This is a genomic window from Ardenticatenales bacterium (assembly GCA_020634515.1).
Lineage (GTDB): Bacteria > Chloroflexota > Anaerolineae > Promineifilales > Promineifilaceae > JAGVTM01.
On the sequence record JACKBL010000012.1, the window covers coordinates 1 to 17,654 of the forward strand.

Annotated in this window: 13 protein-coding genes and 1 tRNA gene; 10 read left to right on the forward strand and 4 right to left on the reverse strand. The window is 59.7% G+C overall.

Going from position 1 to position 17,654, the window contains the following annotated elements; genetic code table 11:
- The 6 genes from H6650_22175 to H6650_22200 all read left to right on the forward strand — a co-directional run.
- Window positions 1-947, forward strand: a 947-nt coding sequence (locus H6650_22175) for an ImmA/IrrE family metallo-endopeptidase (protein ID MCB8954721.1), incomplete at its 5' end; no start/stop codon positions are given.
- Window positions 944-1,438 (forward strand): DUF4411 family protein, encoded by a 495-nt coding sequence (locus H6650_22180; protein MCB8954722.1) that lies wholly within the window; start codon window positions 944-946, stop codon window positions 1,436-1,438. The genes H6650_22175 and H6650_22180, both read left to right, overlap by 4 nt.
- Window positions 1,435-3,042, forward strand: a complete 1,608-nt coding sequence (locus H6650_22185) for an Eco57I restriction-modification methylase domain-containing protein (protein ID MCB8954723.1) — start codon at window positions 1,435-1,437, stop codon at window positions 3,040-3,042. The genes H6650_22180 and H6650_22185 overlap by 4 nt, the downstream gene beginning before the upstream one ends.
- Window positions 3,043-3,272: 230 nt before the next feature.
- Window positions 3,273-3,524, forward strand: a complete 252-nt coding sequence (locus H6650_22190) for a plasmid stabilization protein (protein MCB8954724.1) — start codon at window positions 3,273-3,275, stop codon at window positions 3,522-3,524.
- On the forward strand, window positions 3,521-3,949 hold the full coding sequence (locus H6650_22195) for a type II toxin-antitoxin system VapC family toxin (GenBank protein ID MCB8954725.1): 429 nt from the start codon (window positions 3,521-3,523) through the stop codon (window positions 3,947-3,949). The genes H6650_22190 and H6650_22195 overlap by 4 nt, the downstream gene beginning before the upstream one ends.
- A gap of 29 nt (window positions 3,950-3,978) precedes the next feature.
- Window positions 3,979-6,540 carry a restriction endonuclease gene (locus H6650_22200; GenBank protein MCB8954726.1) on the forward strand — a complete coding sequence of 854 codons (2,562 nt, stop codon included), beginning with the start codon at window positions 3,979-3,981 and terminating at the stop codon, window positions 6,538-6,540.
- Between the two features lie 256 nt (window positions 6,541-6,796).
- Here H6650_22200 and H6650_22205 read toward each other — a convergent pair.
- Window positions 6,797-6,873 (reverse strand) — tRNA-Val (locus tag H6650_22205).
- Window positions 6,874-7,098: 225 nt separating this feature from the next.
- On the opposite strand from H6650_22205, the gene H6650_22210 reads away from it, so the two are divergent.
- Both H6650_22210 and H6650_22215 read left to right on the forward strand, forming a co-directional pair.
- Window positions 7,099-8,187, forward strand: a complete 1,089-nt coding sequence (locus H6650_22210; protein MCB8954727.1) for an NAD-dependent epimerase/dehydratase family protein — start codon at window positions 7,099-7,101, stop codon at window positions 8,185-8,187.
- Window positions 8,188-8,198: 11 nt separating this feature from the next.
- Window positions 8,199-9,584 carry an MFS transporter gene (locus H6650_22215; protein MCB8954728.1) on the forward strand — a complete coding sequence of 462 codons (1,386 nt, stop codon included), beginning with the start codon at window positions 8,199-8,201 and terminating at the stop codon, window positions 9,582-9,584.
- Window positions 9,585-9,663: 79 nt separating this feature from the next.
- On the opposite strand, the gene def is transcribed toward H6650_22215, so the two are convergent.
- Entirely contained in the window at window positions 9,664-10,221 is a 558-nt protein-coding gene (gene def / locus H6650_22220; protein MCB8954729.1) for a peptide deformylase, read from the reverse strand.
- Between the two features lie 259 nt (window positions 10,222-10,480).
- On the reverse strand, window positions 10,481-12,211 hold the full coding sequence (locus tag H6650_22225; GenBank protein ID MCB8954730.1) for a cyclic nucleotide-binding domain-containing protein: 1,731 nt from the start codon (window positions 12,209-12,211) through the stop codon (window positions 10,481-10,483).
- A gap of 256 nt (window positions 12,212-12,467) precedes the next feature.
- Here H6650_22225 and H6650_22230 point away from each other — a divergent pair, with 256 nt between their 5' ends.
- The gene (locus H6650_22230) at window positions 12,468-13,670 is read left to right on the forward strand and encodes a M50 family metallopeptidase (protein ID MCB8954731.1); all 1,203 of its coding nucleotides are present in this window, start codon (window positions 12,468-12,470) and stop codon (window positions 13,668-13,670) included.
- A 512-nt stretch (window positions 13,671-14,182) separates the two neighbouring features.
- Window positions 14,183-16,222 carry a chloride channel protein gene (locus H6650_22235; protein ID MCB8954732.1) on the forward strand — a complete coding sequence of 680 codons (2,040 nt, stop codon included), beginning with the start codon at window positions 14,183-14,185 and terminating at the stop codon, window positions 16,220-16,222.
- Here the strand turns inward: H6650_22235 and H6650_22240 are convergent.
- Window positions 16,182-17,528: a right-handed parallel beta-helix repeat-containing protein gene (locus tag H6650_22240; protein MCB8954733.1), complete on the reverse strand. Its 1,347-nt coding sequence runs from the start codon at window positions 17,526-17,528 to the stop codon at window positions 16,182-16,184. The two genes, H6650_22235 and H6650_22240, sit on opposite strands and share 41 nt — an antisense overlap.
- Between the last annotated feature and the right edge of the window lie 126 nt (window positions 17,529-17,654).

Below are 17,654 nucleotides of genomic sequence, written 5' to 3' on the forward strand. Positions count from 1 at the left end.
TGACCCTGCCCGTGCCGGACTTCCGTACCCTGCGCGATGAAACCCTGAGTGTGCCGAGCAGCAATTTATTGGACACGCTCTATTTATGCCAGCAGCGGCAGGATTGGTATCGCAATTACGCCCGACTGAATGGCCTGCCGGCACTCGCTTTTGTCGGCAGTGTAAAAACAAGGGATGCGCCGGAGATAGCAGCGCAACAGATACGCGACGCGCTAGATTTATCCATTGATGAGCGCCGCCAGTTGCCCACATGGACGGATGCTCTGCGCCAGATGATTGCCAAAGCTGAAGATGCCGGCATGTTGGTGATGGTCAGTTCCGTCGTGGGCAGCAACAGCCACCGCAAACTGGACGTCAATGAGTTTCGCGGTTTCGCCCTGGCAGATGACCTGGCGCCGCTGATTTTCCTCAATGGCGCAGACAGCAAGTCTGCCCAGATGTTTACGCTGGCGCATGAGCTGGCCCATCTCTGGCTGGGCGCCAGCGGCGTGTCGGACGTACACCCTGGTCAGGTGACGACACAGCAGACGGAACGGTGGTGCAATCAGGTGGCGGCAGAATTGTTAATGCCCCTGACCGCTCTACAGGCAATACACCAGCCCGACAACCCCATACCTGAAGAAATTCAACGCCTGTCGCGGGCGTTCAAGGTCAGCACACTGGTCGCCTTGCGCCGCTTGTTCGACGCCGGGTTCATGGACCAGGATACCCTGTGGCAGCAATACCGTGAAGAAGAAGAGCGGCTGCGCACGCTAAAACAGCGCGGCAGTGGCGGCGGTGACTTCTATCGCACCCTGGGCACGCGCACCGGCAAACGCTTTGCCCGCGCCATGATCGGGAGTACGCTGGAAGGCCTGAACTCATTTACCGAAGCTTTCCACATGTTGGGTATACGCAAGACAGCCACTTTCTACGAAGCAGCACGTCAGTTGGGGGTGACAGTATGAGCTATCTGTTGGATGCCAATGTGTTTATAGCCGCCAAAAATCTGCACTATGGCATGGACTTCTGCCCCGCCTTTTGGGAGTGGCTGGTACACAACAGCAATACGGGCAAGGTATTCAGTATAGACAAGGTATTGGATGAAATTGAGGCCGGTCGGGACGAATTGTCAGATTGGGCCAGAAATCGTGGGGCTGCGCTCTTTCGGCGCACACCACCCACAATGGGGATCCAGTTTGCTCAAGTCAGCACATGGGCAACCAGCCAGCAATACACACCGGCCGCCGTTAACACCTTCCTGCAGAGGGCTGATTACTATCTGGTTGTCCATGCGTTGGCAGGCAGCCATACGCTTGTGACACACGAAGTTGTCCAGGACTCTCAAAATCGCATCAAGATACCAAATGTCTGCATCGGTCTGGGCGTGCGTTTTATAACACCCTTTCAGATGCTGCGTATCGAGGGATCTCGCTTTGTCCTGGGAGATATCGCATGACAAAACAAGCTGCCTTTGCCCTGCGCGAGCGCAACCCCGACGTCCTCTCCTGCATTGCCAACCTCTCCAATGACGAGGTGTTCACCCCGCCGCAGCTGGCTAACCGCATGTTGGATAGGGTAGCCGAGGCGTGGGCGGCTGACCACGACGGCGCCAACATCTGGGCGAACAGCAGCGTACGCTTCCTCGACCCGATGACCAAGTCAGGCATCTTCCTGCGCGAAATCACCAGCCGCCTGACCGATGGGTTAGCCCACGAGATACCAGACCTCAAAGAGCGCGTCAACCACATCCTGACACAACAGGTGTACGGCATCGCCATTACCCACCTCACCAGCCTGCTGGCGCGGCGCAGCCTCTACTGCTCCAAGCACGCCAACGGCAAACATTCCATTGCCAAGGGTTTTGCCAGTGAAGCCGGCAATATCTGGTTCGAGCGGCTGGAACACACCTGGGCCAAGGGCAGGTGTACCTTCTGTGGGGCAAGCCAGAGTACCCTCGATCGCGGTTCGGAACTTGAAACCCACGCTTATGCGTTTATCCACACGGACAACATCAAGACTCGGATGGCCGAGTTGTTTGGAGGCGATATGCAGTTTGACGTAATCATTGGCAACCCGCCATACCAGCTAGACGACGGCGGCTATGGGACAAGTGCTGCGCCAATCTACCAGTTGTTCGTTGAGAAGGCACTCGACCTTGTTCCGCGATATGCGGTGTTTGTGACACCCTCACGCTGGATGGCGGGCGGCAAGGGTCTCGACAAATACCGGGAGCGGATGCTCACCGACAAGCGTCTGCGGAAAATCGTTGACTACCCAAAGCTCTACGAAGCCTTTCCAGGCGTGAAGATTCGTGGCGGTGTTTCCTACTTTCTTTGGAATCGGGATTATGAAGGGCCGTGCGAGGTGCAGACCGTTTGGGATGGGCGCCCCACAGGGCCGGCAGTTGCCCGCCACCTCGATGCCTACGATATCCTCGTGCGGCGCAATGAAGCCGTGCCGATCTTGGACAAGGTCAGGGCGAAGGGTGAGCCGACTCTTGACTCGCGCGTATCGAGCCGCAAGCCGTTCGGCCTGCACACTTTCTTCCACGGCAAGCCAGGCGCAAATGGGCTCAAGAAACCCGTCAAGCTCTTTGGATCACAGAAAGTTAGTTGGGTGGAGAAAGAGGACATCACGACTAACTCTGAGTGGATTGACGAGTGGAAAGTCCTGATGACAGCCGTACAAGGAACAAGTGCGGCGGTCGAGACCAAGTTCCTTAGCAAGCCCATCATCGCGGAGCCAGGCACTGCATGTACCGAGACATATCTCGTTGCCGGGCACTTTGACAATAAGACAGCAGCATTCAATTATGCGCAGTATCTGCGCACCAGGTTTGCCCGATTCCTTGTTTCTCTTCGCAAGCCAACGCAGCACGCAACACGCACCGTGTACTCCTTTGTCCCCGACTTGCCGCTGGAAGAAGAGTGGACTGATGCCAAACTCTATAAGCGGTACGGGCTGACCGAGGAGGAAATCGCCTTCATCGAATCCCAGGTCGCCGAACACGACGATGCTACACCTGATGAAGTTGTTACGGATGAAGAGGACGATGAGTAAACCGACTATCGAAGAAATCCTCGCGCCCAAGCCGCAGGCCACACCGCGCATTTCGTCGTGTTATGCAATCTCTTTGACAGAGTTGCATGCACTGCATACAATGATTGCATTGATGTCAACACTTAGTAACCGCCCGAAAACAACTTCACACTTTTTACGGGCGGTTACTGACAAGCTGCCCGCACATTTCCGCTAATTTAATTGCGGGCAGCCACTTAGGACAGGTGTCTATGTCTAGCCTGACCATTCGCAATGTGGACGAGGCCACCAAGCGTAGACTGCGCATTCGGGCGGCGCGCCATGGGGTTTCGATGGAGGAGGAAGTGCGGCGCATCCTGAAAGAGGCGTTGCGTCCAACAGAAGCGCCCTCCGGGCTTGGCCAGCGCCTGCGGGACCGGTTTGCCGAGGTCGCCGCCGAAGAGTTTGTCGCGCCCAAACGACATATACCGCGCACGCCGTTACAGTGGGATGAATCGGCATGATCCTGCTCGATACCAATGTGCTGTCCGAGTTCATGCGTCCGCGGCCATCGGCCAATGTTGTCTCTTGGCTGGACGGACAGCCCGCAGGTGAGGTTTACACGAGCGCCATCAGCCGCGCGGAGATCGAGTTGGGGCTTCTGCTGATGCCGCCTGGCCAGCGTCAGGAAGCCCTGAGCCAGGCGGCGTGGGCGATGTTCGATGAGGAGTTCGCCGGGCGTTGCCTACCGTTCGACGAAGACGCAGCACGCCATTACGCGCGCATCGTATCCGCCCGGACGCGGGCAGGCCGACCAATCAGCGTGGAGGATGCACAGATCGCCGCGATTGCGCTGGCGCACCGGATGTCATTGGCCACGCGCAACACCACTGACTTTGAGGTGATTGACGGCCTTGAGGTTGTCAACCCTTGGATCGACGGCGCGTAGCCACCCGTGTACCTGGAAGCGGCGGATATATGACCAGACCCATCGACGAGATTCTCGCCCCCAAGCCGGAGGCCCGGCCGCGCATCTACGCCTACGCCATCCACGACGCGGGGCACGCCGGCCTGCTCAAGGTGGGGCAGACAACGCGCAGCGTGAAGCAGCGCGTCGCCGAGCAGCTAAAAACGGCGGCGATCAAGAATTACACCATCGAACTGAATGAACCGGCCGTGCGCGACGATGACAGCTTCTTCAGCGACCACGACGTCCGCGCCGCCCTCGTCCAAAAAGGGTTCGAGAACGTGCAACTGGAATGGATGCGCTGTACCGTCGCCGACGTGCAAACCGTCATCGGCGAACTGCGCGCCGGTCAGCGATTCAGCGGCGCCCGCCACGAGACGTTCACCATGCGCGCCGAACAGGAAGAGGCGGTCAGCAAAACCCACGTCTACTTCCACTCCATCTGGCAGGAGAATATGCACGCCGTGCCCCGCTTTCTCTGGAACGCCAAGATGCGCTTTGGCAAGACGTTCACCGCCTACCAGCTCGCCAAACGGCTGGGGGCCAAGCGCGTCCTCGTCGTCACCTTTAAGCCCGCTGTCGCCGACGCCTGGCAAACCGACCTCGAATCCCATGTGGACTTTGACGGCTGGCAGTTCCTCTCGCGCACCTCAGAGCGAGACCCCACGCAGATCAACCGGCGCAAACCGGTTGTCTATTTCGGCTCCTTTCAGGACTTGCTCGGCCGGGACAAAGCAGGCAATATCAAGCCGCGCAACGAATGGCTGCACCTGATCAACTGGGATCTGGTCATCTTCGACGAATATCACTTCGGCGCGTGGCGCGACACCGCCCAGGAACTGTTTGAGGGCGAAGACGACGCCAGAGCCGAAATCAAAGCGGAGTACGGCACAACGCTTTCCGGCCGGGCCGGCAAAAGCGCCACCCTTGAAGATTTCAAAGAAGGGCTTGAGGAGCTTTCAGAAGCCGAACCCGACTTCCTGCCCATCACCAGCCGCGCCTACCTCTACCTCTCCGGCACGCCGTTCCGGGCGCTGGCCACCGGCGAGTTTATCGAGGAGCAAATCTTCAACTGGACCTACACCGACGAACAACGCGCCCGCGCCACATTCGCCGCCAGCCATCCCGACCAGCCCAACCCCTACGCCGCCATGCCGCAGATGCGCCTGCTCACCTACCAGATGCCGGACGAACTGCTGGCCATCGCCAGCGCCGGCGAGTTCGACGAGTTCGATCTCAATTCATTCTTCGAGGCGACCGGCAAAGGCGTCATGGCGCAGTTCAAGCATAAAAGCGACGTGCAAAAGTGGCTGGACATCATTCGCGGCGGCTACATGCCGACGGCGGTGGAGCATCTAAAAACCGGCACGCGGCCGCCATTCCCCTATTCCGACGTGCGCTTGCTGCCCTACCTGCAACATGCCTTCTGGTTTATGCCCAACGTCGCCGCTTGCCACGCCATGGCCAATCTGCTGGCGGAAAAGCACAATACCTTCTGGCACAATTACGAGGTCATCGTCGCCGCCGGCGCTTCGGCGGGCATTGGGCTGGATGCGCTGCCGCCCGTGCGCAAAGCGATCGGCAGCGGCCTGGACACAAAAACCATCACCCTCTCCTGCGGCAAGCTGACCACCGGCGTCACCGTGCCGCAGTGGTCGTCAATCCTGATGCTGCGCAACCTGCAATCGCCGGAAACCTACTTCCAGGCCGCCTTCCGCGTGCAGTCGCCCTGGTCGATCCAAAACCCCCACGGCGACGACCCCCACGAAGAAGAAATCCTCAAACCCGTCTGCTTTGTGTTCGACTTCGCGCCCACCCGCGCCCTACGCCAGCTTTCGGAGTATGGCATCGGCCTGTCGCCCAACGAACCGAACCCGGAAACGGCCGTGCGCGATCTTGTCTCCTTCCTGCCCGTGCTGGCCTACGATGGCGCCAATATGACGCAAATTGACGCCGGCGGCATTCTGGACATCGCCATGGCGGGCACGTCGGCCACGCTGCTGGCGCGCAAATGGGAAAGCGCGCTGCTGGTCAACGTGGACAATGACACCCTGCGGCGCATCCTCAACAACCCGGAAGCGCTGGCCGCCGTGGAGCGCATCGAAGGGTGGCGCTCGCTGGGCGACAACATTATCGAAACGATCATCAACAAGAGCGAGAAGATCAAGGGTCTTAAGAACAAGGCAAAGGATACGGAACTGAGTCCGGAAGAAAAGAGGGAACTCAGCGCCGAAGAAAGGGAGTTCAAATCGAAGCGTAAGCAGGTGCAGGAGAAACTGATCAAATTCGCCACGCGCATTCCGGCCTTCATGTATCTGACCGACTTCCGCGAGAACACGCTGCAAGATGTGATCACCAAGCTGGAACCGGAACTGTTCCGCACCGTCACCGGCCTGACGGTCGAAGATTTCCACCTGTTGGTGCAACTGAGGGTGTTCAACACCGAGCAGATGAATCAGGCGGTGTTCGCGTTTCGGCGCTACGAAGATGCGTCGCTACGCTACACCGGCATCGAGAGCCACGCTGGGCTGACGCATTATGGACTGTACGATACGGTGGTGGCGAGGGAGTGAAGGATAGTACTGCGAGACTGCTGGCTGACTGGAGCGTTGCGAAAACTTGCGCCGATAATTGCAGGTCCACCATCAAGAATCTGAGTTCCCCAAATCCCTCTTTTCACTCTACCATTGTGATATCCGTAACGAGTAAGAATGCCGGCACACTCCCCCTGCCGGCATCTCCCACCTACCACACCACCCGGCTGCGAAAGACAACCCCCAAACAAAAAAACCTCCTTCCCATTTGCCTCAGGAAGGAGGTTTTGCATTCTGGTGGGCGCGAAGGGACTTGAACCCCTGACCTCACGGATGTGAACCGTGCGCTCTAACCAACTGAGCTACGCGCCCGAAGTGAGCCACATTATAGCATCGTGTGATGTGAGTAGCAAGCGAAGTGCGCTATAATGGGGTCGCTAACATTAGCCTGGGCGTTGGGTCACGGGCAGCCAGGAAAAACATTCGCTGACCGCTCAACCATGAAAAGGGCGTATCCATCATTGTCGGATGCGCTGAAAGGGTTCTCGTTTCCGGGAAAGCACAATTCGCCCCCGAACAAACCCAAAGGAAGTTCCCATGAAAGCATTTGTGACAGGCGGATCCGGCTTCGTTGGCCGGCATCTGGTACGTAAATTGGTGGCGCGCGGCTACGAAGTCGTCGGACTGGCACGTTCGGATCAGAGCGCGGCCATTCTCACGGCGGCAGGGGCGCAGGTGGCGCGCGGAGATATTCTGGATGTGCCCTCGCTGCGTGCCGGCATAACCGGCTGCGATATCGTATTCCATGTAGCCGGCTGGTACAAAACCGGGTCGGCCGACTGGCTAAACGCCGAGCCGATCAACGTCAATGGCACACGCAATGTGCTGCGCACGGCGTTTGAACTGGACATCCCCAAGATCGTGTACACCAGCACGGTGGCCGTGTTTGGCGACACGCACGGAGAGATGGTGGATGAGACGTATGAGCCGGGCGAAGGACCATTCTTGACGGAGTATGACCGCACCAAGTGGCTGGCGCATTACAAGGTGGCGGAGCCGCTGATTGCGGAGGGCGCGCCGATTGTCATTGTGATGCCCGGCGGAATTTATGGGCCGGGGGATACGAGTCTGTTGGGGGAGATGATGCGCCGCTTTGTTTTAGGGCAAATGCCGGCAGTTCCCGGACCCGAACTCACCATCACCTGGGCGCACGTCGATGACATAGCCGACGGGCACATCCTGGCCGCCGAAAAGGGGCGCATCGGCGAATCCTACATCCTGGCCGGTCCCGCCATCCCCATGGGGGAAATGGTCGATTTCTGGTCCTACCTCACGGGAAAACAGGCACCGCTGCTGAAAGTGCCGGCAAGAGCCATCCAACCCCTCGGCCCCGTCGTCGGCAGCCTGGAGAGCAAACTTCCCCTGCCCGATCTCTTCAGCGAAGAAGCCATCCGCATGCTCAGCGCCACCTACACCGCCCGCTCCGACAAAGCGCGGCGCGAACTGGGTTGGCGGCCACGTCCCCCGCAGGCCGGCATGTTGGAAACCTTCGAATGGATCGCCACGCAGAATGCCGCCGCCATTGACGACGACAGCAAGGGACGTTCCCTCGCTCCCTACGCCCTCGGTGCGGCGCTGCTGCTCTTTCTGCTCTGGCTGCTCACGCGCAAACGGCAGGAAGCATAGGGAGCCACGGTATGACTGATAACGTCGCCACCAACGAAGAAAAGCTGGATTTTCGCAAAATCCTGCCCGTTTTCGTCATCGTCCTCATTGACCTGCTGGGGTTGACCATCATCATCCCCTTGCTGCCCCTTTATGCCGCCTCGTTTGGCGCGGACCCATTGGTCATCGGTGTTTTGGGAGCCGCCTACCCGGTGATGCAGTTCATTGGCGCGCCGCTGCTGGGCCGGCTATCAGACCGCTACGGGCGCAAGCCGATTCTGATCATCAGTCAGATCGGCACGTTTTTCGGCTTCATCCTGCTCGGCTTTGCCCAATCGTTGTGGCTGCTGTTTCTCTCGCGCATCATTGATGGTATTTCCGGGGCGAATATCGCCACGGCGCAGGCGGTGATCAGCGACAGCACCACGGAGAAGACGCGCACACAGGGTTTGGGGCTGATTGGTGCCGCTTTTGGCCTGGGCTTTATCATTGGGCCGGTGATCGCGTTTGCCAGTCTGGCGTTGAGTGGGAATCGGTATGAAGTGCCGGCATTTGTCGCCGCCGCCTTCTCCGCCCTTTCCATCATCCTCACCACCTTCTGGCTGGAAGAAACCCTCCCCGCCGCCAACCGCAGCCAGGCTACCGACGGCCACAACAAATCCCCCCTATCCTTTGGCGCCATGATACGCGCCCTCCGCTACCCCGGCGTCGGCATCCTCCTCATCCTCATGTTCAGCCAGCAAATCGCCTTTGGTGGCTTCGAGCAAATCCTCTCCCTCTTCACCCTCAACCGCCTCGGCCTCAATGCCTCCGGCAACGCCGTCGTCTTCGTCTTCGTGGGCATCATCGTCGTCGCCGTGCAGGGAGGGCTGATCGGCAAATGGAGCCGCCGCTACGGTGACCGCCGCCTCATCTACGCGGGCCTGGGGCTGCTGGCCGTCGGCCTCACCCTCACCGGACTGACGCCGCGTCAGCCGGTGCCCTGGTACTCACGCGCCGAACTGACGCAGGAACTATCGGGAACACGGCAAGCTCCCGGCGAAACACCCCCCACGCAGGACATGTCCGTGCCCATTCCTGACGACGACAACAATGGCTGGCTGGGGTTGGCATGGATACTGGTAGCCATGATTCCTGCCGGCATTGGCGGCGGCATCCTCCAACCCGCCATCAACAGCCTGATCACCAAGCGCGTCACGCAGCGTGAAACCGGCGGTATCCTGGGCATCTCCTCCGCCTTCCTCAGCGCCGCCAACGCCCTCGCCCCCCTCATCGGCGGCGCCATCTTCCAGGCCATGGGCGCAACGGCCCCCTTTATCTTTTGGGGACTCCTCATGGCCGTCTTGTTGGCCCTGGCGCTGCGCTGGATCACGGCGGGAGCAGAAGAAATGCCCCCCGCCCCCCAATCCGCAACGTAACCGGCAAACAAAAGGCGGCGCGCGCCACGCTTTCACCGGCGCGCGCCGCCCCGACTCCCCCCAATTCTCGACCTCCCGCCTACACAGGCGGGTGCGCCCCTTCCTCTTCCCCCTCCGTCACCCCGTAATACTCCTCTTCACGCCAGAAGTTTTCCGGCGCGGTCAGTCGGTCAATGTACAGCACGCCATCCAGGTGGTCAATTTCATGCTGGAAAATGCGCGCGCTCCAGCCATTGATACGCAACTTCATCTTGCGCCCGTGGCGGTCCAACGCCTTCACGCGCACGGATTGACTGCGCGTCACTTCCCCCACGAAGCCCGGAATCGAGAGGCAACCTTCGATTCCATCAACGACCGTGTCGGACGCCCACACGATTTCCGGGTTAATGATCACGAACAACTCGCGCGAGTTCTCAATTTCCACGCCATCCTTGTCCACTTTAGGCAGGGTTTCAATCACCGCCAGGCGCTCGGTGCGCCCCACCTGGGGGGCGGCCAAACCCACGCCGGCGGCGGCGCGCATGGTTTCGATCATGTTGTCAATCAGGATTTGCAGCGCGGCATCAAGGCGGACAACCGGCTTAGTCGGCTGGCGCAATATCGGATTGGGGGGGGTAACAATCTCCAGTACAGTCATGAGAGGGATTATAACGGCAAACGGGTCAGTTTGGCACGCATTCTCGCTGTTTGCTTGCACGATGTCCGCGTTACGGCGCAAAGGGGCGCATTCGCTTATAAATCTGGCGTTGATGGAGCGCGGGTAGGTGGCTTGCTTGCTGGATAGGCCAGGGCCGATTCTGGGTAAAACCAAAGCGGAACGCGGACGAACGCGGACGAACACGGAAAACGCCGATAAAGGCGGCTCCTGGAGATAGGATAGGGTATGGCTTCCTCGACTACGGGCGCGTGCGGTTGGGGATACGTTCCTGTTCGGTGGCCTGTTTGTATACGTCCAGCAGCACGGCGTATTCTTTGCGTCGCTGCTCCCCTTCGCGGACGCGCTGCTGCTGCAAGAACTGCTCCCGCCGCTTGAAGATGTCGCTCTGGATGCGGTTGGGATCGACGACGTTTTCAAAGGTGATGTTGGCGTTCGTGCCGGCAGTTTCCACGTACACAAAGCCATAATTGAACATCGTCGCCAGCAAATTCGGACGGTCCGCATTCACATTCTGAATGTCGCTCAACTGCGCCTGCTTACGCGACTCGCCAAAGCCAAACGGGCGGCGGTCAATGTCAATCACATAGCGTGGCGTCAACTGGAACGTATCATTGCGCCAATCTTCAACCCGCCAAACCAACGACGCCAGGTCAATCAGGAGGGCAACGAAGGCGCCGATTATCACAGGTGTGATGCGTACAAACCAGGCGACGACGGCAATGATGATCAGGACGCCCACGTGCATCCACGTCTGCCCGACCAACACAAACAGGTGCTTGCGGTAGGTGACGGTATCGCCCGTTTCCACGCGGTAGGCAAACCGCTCACGAAAACGCGCCCAGGCGCTCTTGCGCGGCGGGGATGGTGGCGACGAGGAAGCTTCTCCCTCCTCCTCCGGCGCCACTTCCTGGTAGGTAGGTGGAACCTGGAAATGTTTTTCAATGGCGGTGCGCATGGTGGCCTGCTCTCTGCCGGCATCCAGCAACCGCACCTGCTGCCTCACTTCATTAATCGTCTCCGACACACGCAGCGGATCGTCGATGTAGTCAAAATAAATCGCTCCCTGCTGCGCCGCCGTCGTGATTCGCGCCGTCCCTACCCGCAGCAAATTGGAAAGCAGCGATGGCTTGTCAATCTCCACGCTCTGCACCTGGTCAATCGGCGTCTTGTTAATCACGGAGCTAAAGGTGCGCAGGCTGAACTCCCGATGCACCAGATGCTTGTTCGTAATGATGAAATGATCGTTGCTCCAGTCCAGGTACCGGTAAACGACCACCCCCAACTCCAGCAAGAACACAATCGCAAAGACGATCTCCGCCCCCACCAACCCTTGCGTCAAGCCCACGCGCGGCATGATCACAAACACCAGCAGCGCCGCCAGAGAAAACAAAAGCAGCGTCGGCCAGGCAATGTTTAAGTAAAAAAGCCAGCGCGAACGGCGCGATTGGTAAAGCACCAGTTCCTCCGGCAGCAAACGCGCGGCCTTAAACGCTTTCGGCGGCGCGGCCACGCGCGTCTTCAGGGCTTCCTCCCAGGCTCGTTCCGAAAGCCCCATTGCTTCCTCTCCCTCCATTTCCGGTTCGAAAGGGGCCAGTTTGTCCAACACCCGTGGGTTCCGCTCCAGAAAATCGAGGAAATCGCTGCCCTTGATCACCAGCACGCGGCTGACGCTCGCCGTCTTCACGGTGGCCGGATAGGTCAACGTGGTAAAGAGCCAGAGGTCCTGAAAATAATCGCCCGTTAGATACGCCTGGTCCCACTGGGGCTGGCCTCGTTCGTCCAGGGCATACGCTTGCAGCCGCCCGGTGCGCACGATGTACAGGCGGTCGGCAACATCGCGCTGGTAGACGACGACGGCGCGTTCGGGGTACTCGTACTCCCGCGCGATTTCCGCCAGCAATTCGAGTTCGTCCTCGTCCATGCCGGCAAATAACGATACTTCACCCAGAAATTCAGCTTTACTCGTCACGGCAACCTTCCTGCGTCACATTTTAACATAAGATCATCTAGCGGGAAAGACCGCCATCCTCCCTTTTTGCTCCCGCATTCCTCCTGGTATATCATCCCTCCGCACCATCACAATCCCTTCCCGGAAGCTCAATTTCAGGCCCAAAGCGTCTCGTCACAGCTTTCGGGAAGGCGCTGGAGCGGCTCCAGTCTGTCGCCAGACCTTTGTCGTCTCAGTTGAACCAAAATCCGCCGCGAATTTGACCCCGGTCAGAACCATGTCCTTCAATTTTATCACCTCCCTCTTTGACCTCCTCTCTCTCTATTATATTTACCGCGCCCTGCGCATTGCCTACGAAACATGGCGTGATCGCGCCCGCCTGGGCAGCAACCCCCTGACGCCCGAACAGCAGCGCCGCGCCGAAGAAGCCGCCTTTTTTCTGGCTATTCCTCCCGGCGTGGCGGTCCATGAGTTTGGGCACGCGCTGGCGATCTGGCTCAGCGGCGGGCAGGTGGTGCAGTTTGGCTACCGCGTTTTTTGGGGTTTTGTCGTCCCTACGGGCACGTTTAGGGCGGCGCAGGATTGGGTGATTGCCGTTGCCGGCACAATCGGCACGCTGATCTACGGTCTGGCCCTCTGGCTCTGGTTCCGCACCCGCCGCACCAGCTCGCTCCGCTTCTTTGGCCTGCGCGCCCTGCGCCTGCACATCTTCTACGCCCTCATTTACTATCCGGTTTTCTCGGCCATGGGTCTGTTCGGCGACTGGGTGACGATCTACAATTTCCGCGCCACGCCTTTGTTGAGTGGGATGACGGCGGTGGTTCATGCCGGCATTCTCCTCGCATACTGGCGGCTAAGTCGGCGCGGCTTCTTTGAGATGCCCCACTTTGCCAATGCCGCCGCCCAGGACCGCCTGCATGCCCTGCAAACCGAAGCCCAGGCACAGCCCCATGACGCGGCGGCGCAACTTCGGCTGGTGCAGGCCCTCATCCAGACAGGCACGCCCCGCCAGGCCGAACGGGCACTGGACGCCTTCCTGGCGCAACACCCCGACAGCGCCGCCGGCTGGTTGGAAAAAGCCACCTTGCAGGCCGTGGGCAAGCGGCACATCCCCAGCCAGGCAGCCACCTCCGCCGAAAAAGCATTGCAAATGGGCCTCTCCGACCCCCATGGCGTCCGTCGCGCCAACTACCTGATTGGCCTGCGCTACCTGGACATGGGCAAACCGGCGGAATCCCTGCGCTACCTGGATCGGGCCGTTGCCGTCGTCGAAAGCGAGGGGATGGAGCCAAACCCCCACTTCCACACCCTCTACCAGATGCGGGCGCGGGCGCGACGCCAGTTGCGTCAGCCCCAGGGGGCGCTGGCCGACGTGGAAAAAGCCATCGCCCTGGCGCGGCAAGTAGAGCAAACGGAGGCGGTGCGGAGTTACGAAGAACTGCGAGAAGCCATTCGCCGTGACGCCGGAAACCCCAAGTGACCGTCCAGTATTTCGTTCTCCCCAAGACGGGTTCTTTCTTGAGTTCACTGAAAAAACCGGGTTTTTTGATTGTTCGGCTGAAATTACCAGAGTGGTTCATGTGCAAAAACCCGGTTTTTGGCCTTTTTTCAGTAGAGTCTTTCTTGGAGAATGAACCCACCTAAACGGAACGAGTTGTCCGATTTTCCAAATCGGACAACAGGATGGGGTTGAACCATCCGATTTGGAAAATCGGATTACAGGATGGGGTTGTCCCATTTTCTAAATGGGACCGTCCGATTTGGAAAATCGGACTACGGGGGGGGGGAATGAAAAGCCATGTAGTCTTAGCTCACCTGGCGTACACTCTTTGGTAAATCCCTGAATCAGCCGACAACCGCTTGAGAATAATCCCGTTCGGGCTTATACTCCCGTGTTTGGATAGCGCAAGGTTGCTGCGCGCGTTCCCGTACCCGTCGCCGCCTTGACGCGGTTTGGTTCTTGAATGGCCGGTTGATTTTCTGCTGTAAGACATGACAAAAATGAAGGCTTTTTCTTTGCGTTTTAGTGGACGAATGGCGCGGTTGATTGACCGCTGGCAGCCGTCGGAATCGGTTGTATTGGGGGCGGCGGCGCTGGTGGTCGGACTGGCCAGCGGCGGTGGGGTGTGGCTGTTCAAGCAACTCATCGAGATTGTGCAGAAAGTTGCCTTTGAGGACGTAGGTGGCTTTCTGGAGCCGCTGGGGGCCTGGACGGTTTTTCTGCTGCCGGTGTTGGGGGGCCTGGTGGTCGGCGGGCTGCTGCACTTTTTCATTGATGAGGAGCGGTATCATGGCGTTGCCGGCATTATGGGATCCGTCGCATTAGCAGGCGGTCGGCTGCGCTACAAAGTCATGCCCTTCAAAGCCGTCGCCTCCGCCATCTCCCTCGGCGCGGGCGCATCCCTCGGCCCGGAAGACCCCTCCGTCCAAATTGGAGCCAACCTTGGCTCCATGTTCGGTCAACTGCTGCGCCTCTCCGACGAACGAGTGCGTACCCTCGTGGCCGCTGGCGTAGCCGGGGGCATCGCCGCCGCCTTCAACGCCCCGATTGCCGGCGTGTTCTTCGCCCTGGAACTCATCCTCGGCGAACTCGGTTCCGGCGCGTTTGGCGTCATCACCCTCGTTGCCGTCATCTCCGCCGTCGTCACCCAGGCATTATCCGGTCCACAGCCCGCCTTCCGCGTGCCATCCTACTCCTTCTACTCCGCCTGGGAATTTCCCCTCTACCTCGGCCTCGGCCTCCTGGCCGGCCCCATCGCCGCCCTCTACACCCGCGCCATCTACGCCGCGCAAGACGCCTTCAACGGCTGGCACATTCCCCGCTGGACCAAACCCGTCGTGGCCGGCCTCATCGTCGGCCTTGTGGGCATCCGCCTGCCCCAGATTTTCGGCGTCGGCTACACCACCGTGGAACGATTGCTGGGCGGCATCACCCCCGGCGTTGGTCTCTTGCTCATCCTCCTCGTCGCCAAGCTGCTGCTCACCGCCATCAGCATTGGTGGCGGCTTCCTCGGCGGCGTTTTTGCCCCATCCCTCTTCCTGGGCGCGACTCTGGGCGCGGCCTATGGCACGATCATGCACCAGCTATTTCCCACGGTCGTCGTCGTCCCCGCTGCCTTCGCCCTCGTGGGCATGGCCGCCGTCCTCGCCGGCGCGGTCCATGCCCCTCTCACGGCTATCATTCTCCTCTTTGAGATGACCAACGACTACCGCATTATCCTGCCGGTCATGTTTGCCGTAGCCATTAGCCTGTTTGTCTCGCGGCGACTGCAAGAAGAATCCGTCTATGAACTGGGGCTGGCGCGTAAGGGAATTCGCCTGGAGCGTGGGCGCGACGTGGAGGTGCTGGAGGGGATCACGGTCAGCGAAGTGATGCAGAAATCAGGCAACTCCTTGAAGGATACGGATACGCTTGCTCACGCCGCCGAGGTGCTGATGCGTACGCGCCATCATGGGCTGCCCGTGGTCAACGAGGCGGGAGCATTGATGGGGATCCTCACAGTGCAGGACCTGGAGCGCGGCCAGAGTGAGGCCGGCAAGATGCTCAAAACAGTGGGGCAGTATTGCACGCGGGAACTGCTGACAGCGTTCCCTGACGAGACGATCGGCACGGCGCTGCGCCGCATGGGGGCACGGGACATTGGTCGCCTGCCTGTGGTGGCGCGGGATGATATGACGAAGTTGTTGGGAGTGCTGCGGCGCTCCGATCTCGTGCGCGCCTACGACATCGCTTTGAGCCGCCGCGCCGCCTTTCGTCATCGCGCCCATCAGGTGCGCCTGGGAGCGGTGAGCGGCATCAATGTGGAGGAGTTTTCGATTGAGCCGCATTCGCGCGCTGCCGGCAAACGCCTCAGCGAACTCCAGTGGCCGCACCAATCCGTCATCGCCAGCATCCGCCGCGGACGCCGCCTGATCATTCCCCACGGCGACACGGTATTGCAAAAAGGGGACACCATCGTCGCCGTGGTCGAAGGGGACGCGGCGGACATCATTAGCGCCATGTGTAGGACCGATAGGGAGCAGATCGGGTAGCGACTGTCCTGAGTGGGGGGCACGAATGAGTGCGGATTTTGCGCTCTGTGGCGGGACCGCTAAATTGCCGGCATATAAGCCACCAGCTCACGCCAATCATTATCATCGCCAGACTCAACCAGTACCAGGGGCTGTTGCCGGCATTTTCCGCCACCACCACCACGATCTCCGTCACCGCCGTCGGCACGTCAATGACAATACGTCCGTCGTCCTCATCTGTAATCAAACGCAGGCCGCTCCCCTGTGCCGGCCCAAATCCGCCATTATTGACATACACCATCACGCCGCCAGGCGCGCCGCTGCTGAGGTGCAGCGGGTCGGTACGCACATCCACAACGGCAGTACCTTGCGCCAGCGCCACAAACGTCAGCGTGACAACAGGCACGGCCACAGCGTTCACCGTGGGGGCGGGGTTGAAGCGATAGCAGTAGCCGCCCACCTCGCCCGGAATCAGGGACGTGAAGAAGCAGAGGCCGCCATCGGCGGCGAACTGGGCGGGCGTGGCCGCCACCAGGTCCAGCAAGGCGGGGTCGTAGGTGATGGCAAACTGGACAGCGTATAGTTCGGCGGCGTCCACCATGATGGCGGTGTCAAAGATTTCCGCTTCCTCGACGACGCGCTCTTCAATGCCGGCATCTGTCGGATCCGGCGCGAAGAACAATTCGGCAAATGTAGCGTTACCTGCATCCACAACACCACTTCCGGAAACGCCATCGCCGGCAGCCGCGCCATCCATGTGTCCCCAACTGTTAAAGCGGGCATCCAACGGGGATAGGCCGTCATGCACGATACCGCTGCCACCATTCTCTTTGAACAAATTGCCGCGCAGGGTCACGACGCCGTTCAACATCACGTTGGTGTCGATGTGAATGCCGGCATCACTGTTCTCATGCAAGTAGCTATTGACCAGTTTGAACGAAGTCACGCTCCCGGCAATCGACACACCATCCAGCCAATGACGCACCTCGCAGCCATCAATGATCAAATTGTCCGCCCCCACCTGCACCACAATGCCCGGATGGGGACTGGGCAAAGCCGGGTCGCCCGGATAACCGTCAAGGTCGCCATCAATGAGGCCCCCTGCGAAGCAGATAAGAGACGTATCCGCGGCAGTGATGGTCAAAGCTGCGCCGGATGGTCCGGGCACAATCGTGGCGTCATTCAGGTCAATGGTCAGGTTCTGCTTGTCAATGACCGCCCCCGTGTATGTTTCTCCTGGCTGCAACGTGATGGTGTCGCCCGGATTGGCGGCGTCTACCAATGGTTGCAAGTCGCTGGCGGCAAACACGCGCGAAACCGAGGCCATCCAGCACAAAACTGCTACCCACCACCATACTTGCCAGATTCGGTACCGGCGGAGGCGTTCTATCCTGTACGCCAGTTGTGTAACCATTGTCGAAGAGCGGCTTTCCCGTTCGTTAAGGGCTGACGA

What these genes read in the sequence shown, in the direction of transcription:
- H6650_22180 (MCB8954722.1), top strand. Translation starts at nt 944, where the DNA reads ATGAGCTATCTGTTGGATGCCAATGTGTTTATAGCCGCCAAAAATCTG.
- H6650_22230 (MCB8954731.1), top strand. Translation starts at nt 12,468, where the DNA reads ATGTCCTTCAATTTTATCACCTCCCTCTTTGACCTCCTCTCTCTCTAT.
- H6650_22200 (MCB8954726.1), top strand. Translation starts at nt 3,979, where the DNA reads ATGACCAGACCCATCGACGAGATTCTCGCCCCCAAGCCGGAGGCCCGG.
- H6650_22185 (MCB8954723.1), top strand. Translation starts at nt 1,435, where the DNA reads ATGACAAAACAAGCTGCCTTTGCCCTGCGCGAGCGCAACCCCGACGTC.
- H6650_22190 (MCB8954724.1), top strand. Translation starts at nt 3,273, where the DNA reads ATGTCTAGCCTGACCATTCGCAATGTGGACGAGGCCACCAAGCGTAGA.
- H6650_22210 (MCB8954727.1), top strand. Translation starts at nt 7,099, where the DNA reads ATGAAAGCATTTGTGACAGGCGGATCCGGCTTCGTTGGCCGGCATCTG.
- H6650_22195 (MCB8954725.1), top strand. Translation starts at nt 3,521, where the DNA reads ATGATCCTGCTCGATACCAATGTGCTGTCCGAGTTCATGCGTCCGCGG.
- H6650_22240 (MCB8954733.1), bottom strand. Translation starts at nt 17,528, where the DNA reads ATGGCCTCGGTTTCGCGCGTGTTTGCCGCCAGCGACTTGCAACCATTG.
- H6650_22235 (MCB8954732.1), top strand. Translation starts at nt 14,183, where the DNA reads ATGACAAAAATGAAGGCTTTTTCTTTGCGTTTTAGTGGACGAATGGCG.
- H6650_22215 (MCB8954728.1), top strand. Translation starts at nt 8,199, where the DNA reads ATGACTGATAACGTCGCCACCAACGAAGAAAAGCTGGATTTTCGCAAA.
- def (MCB8954729.1), bottom strand. Translation starts at nt 10,221, where the DNA reads ATGACTGTACTGGAGATTGTTACCCCCCCCAATCCGATATTGCGCCAG.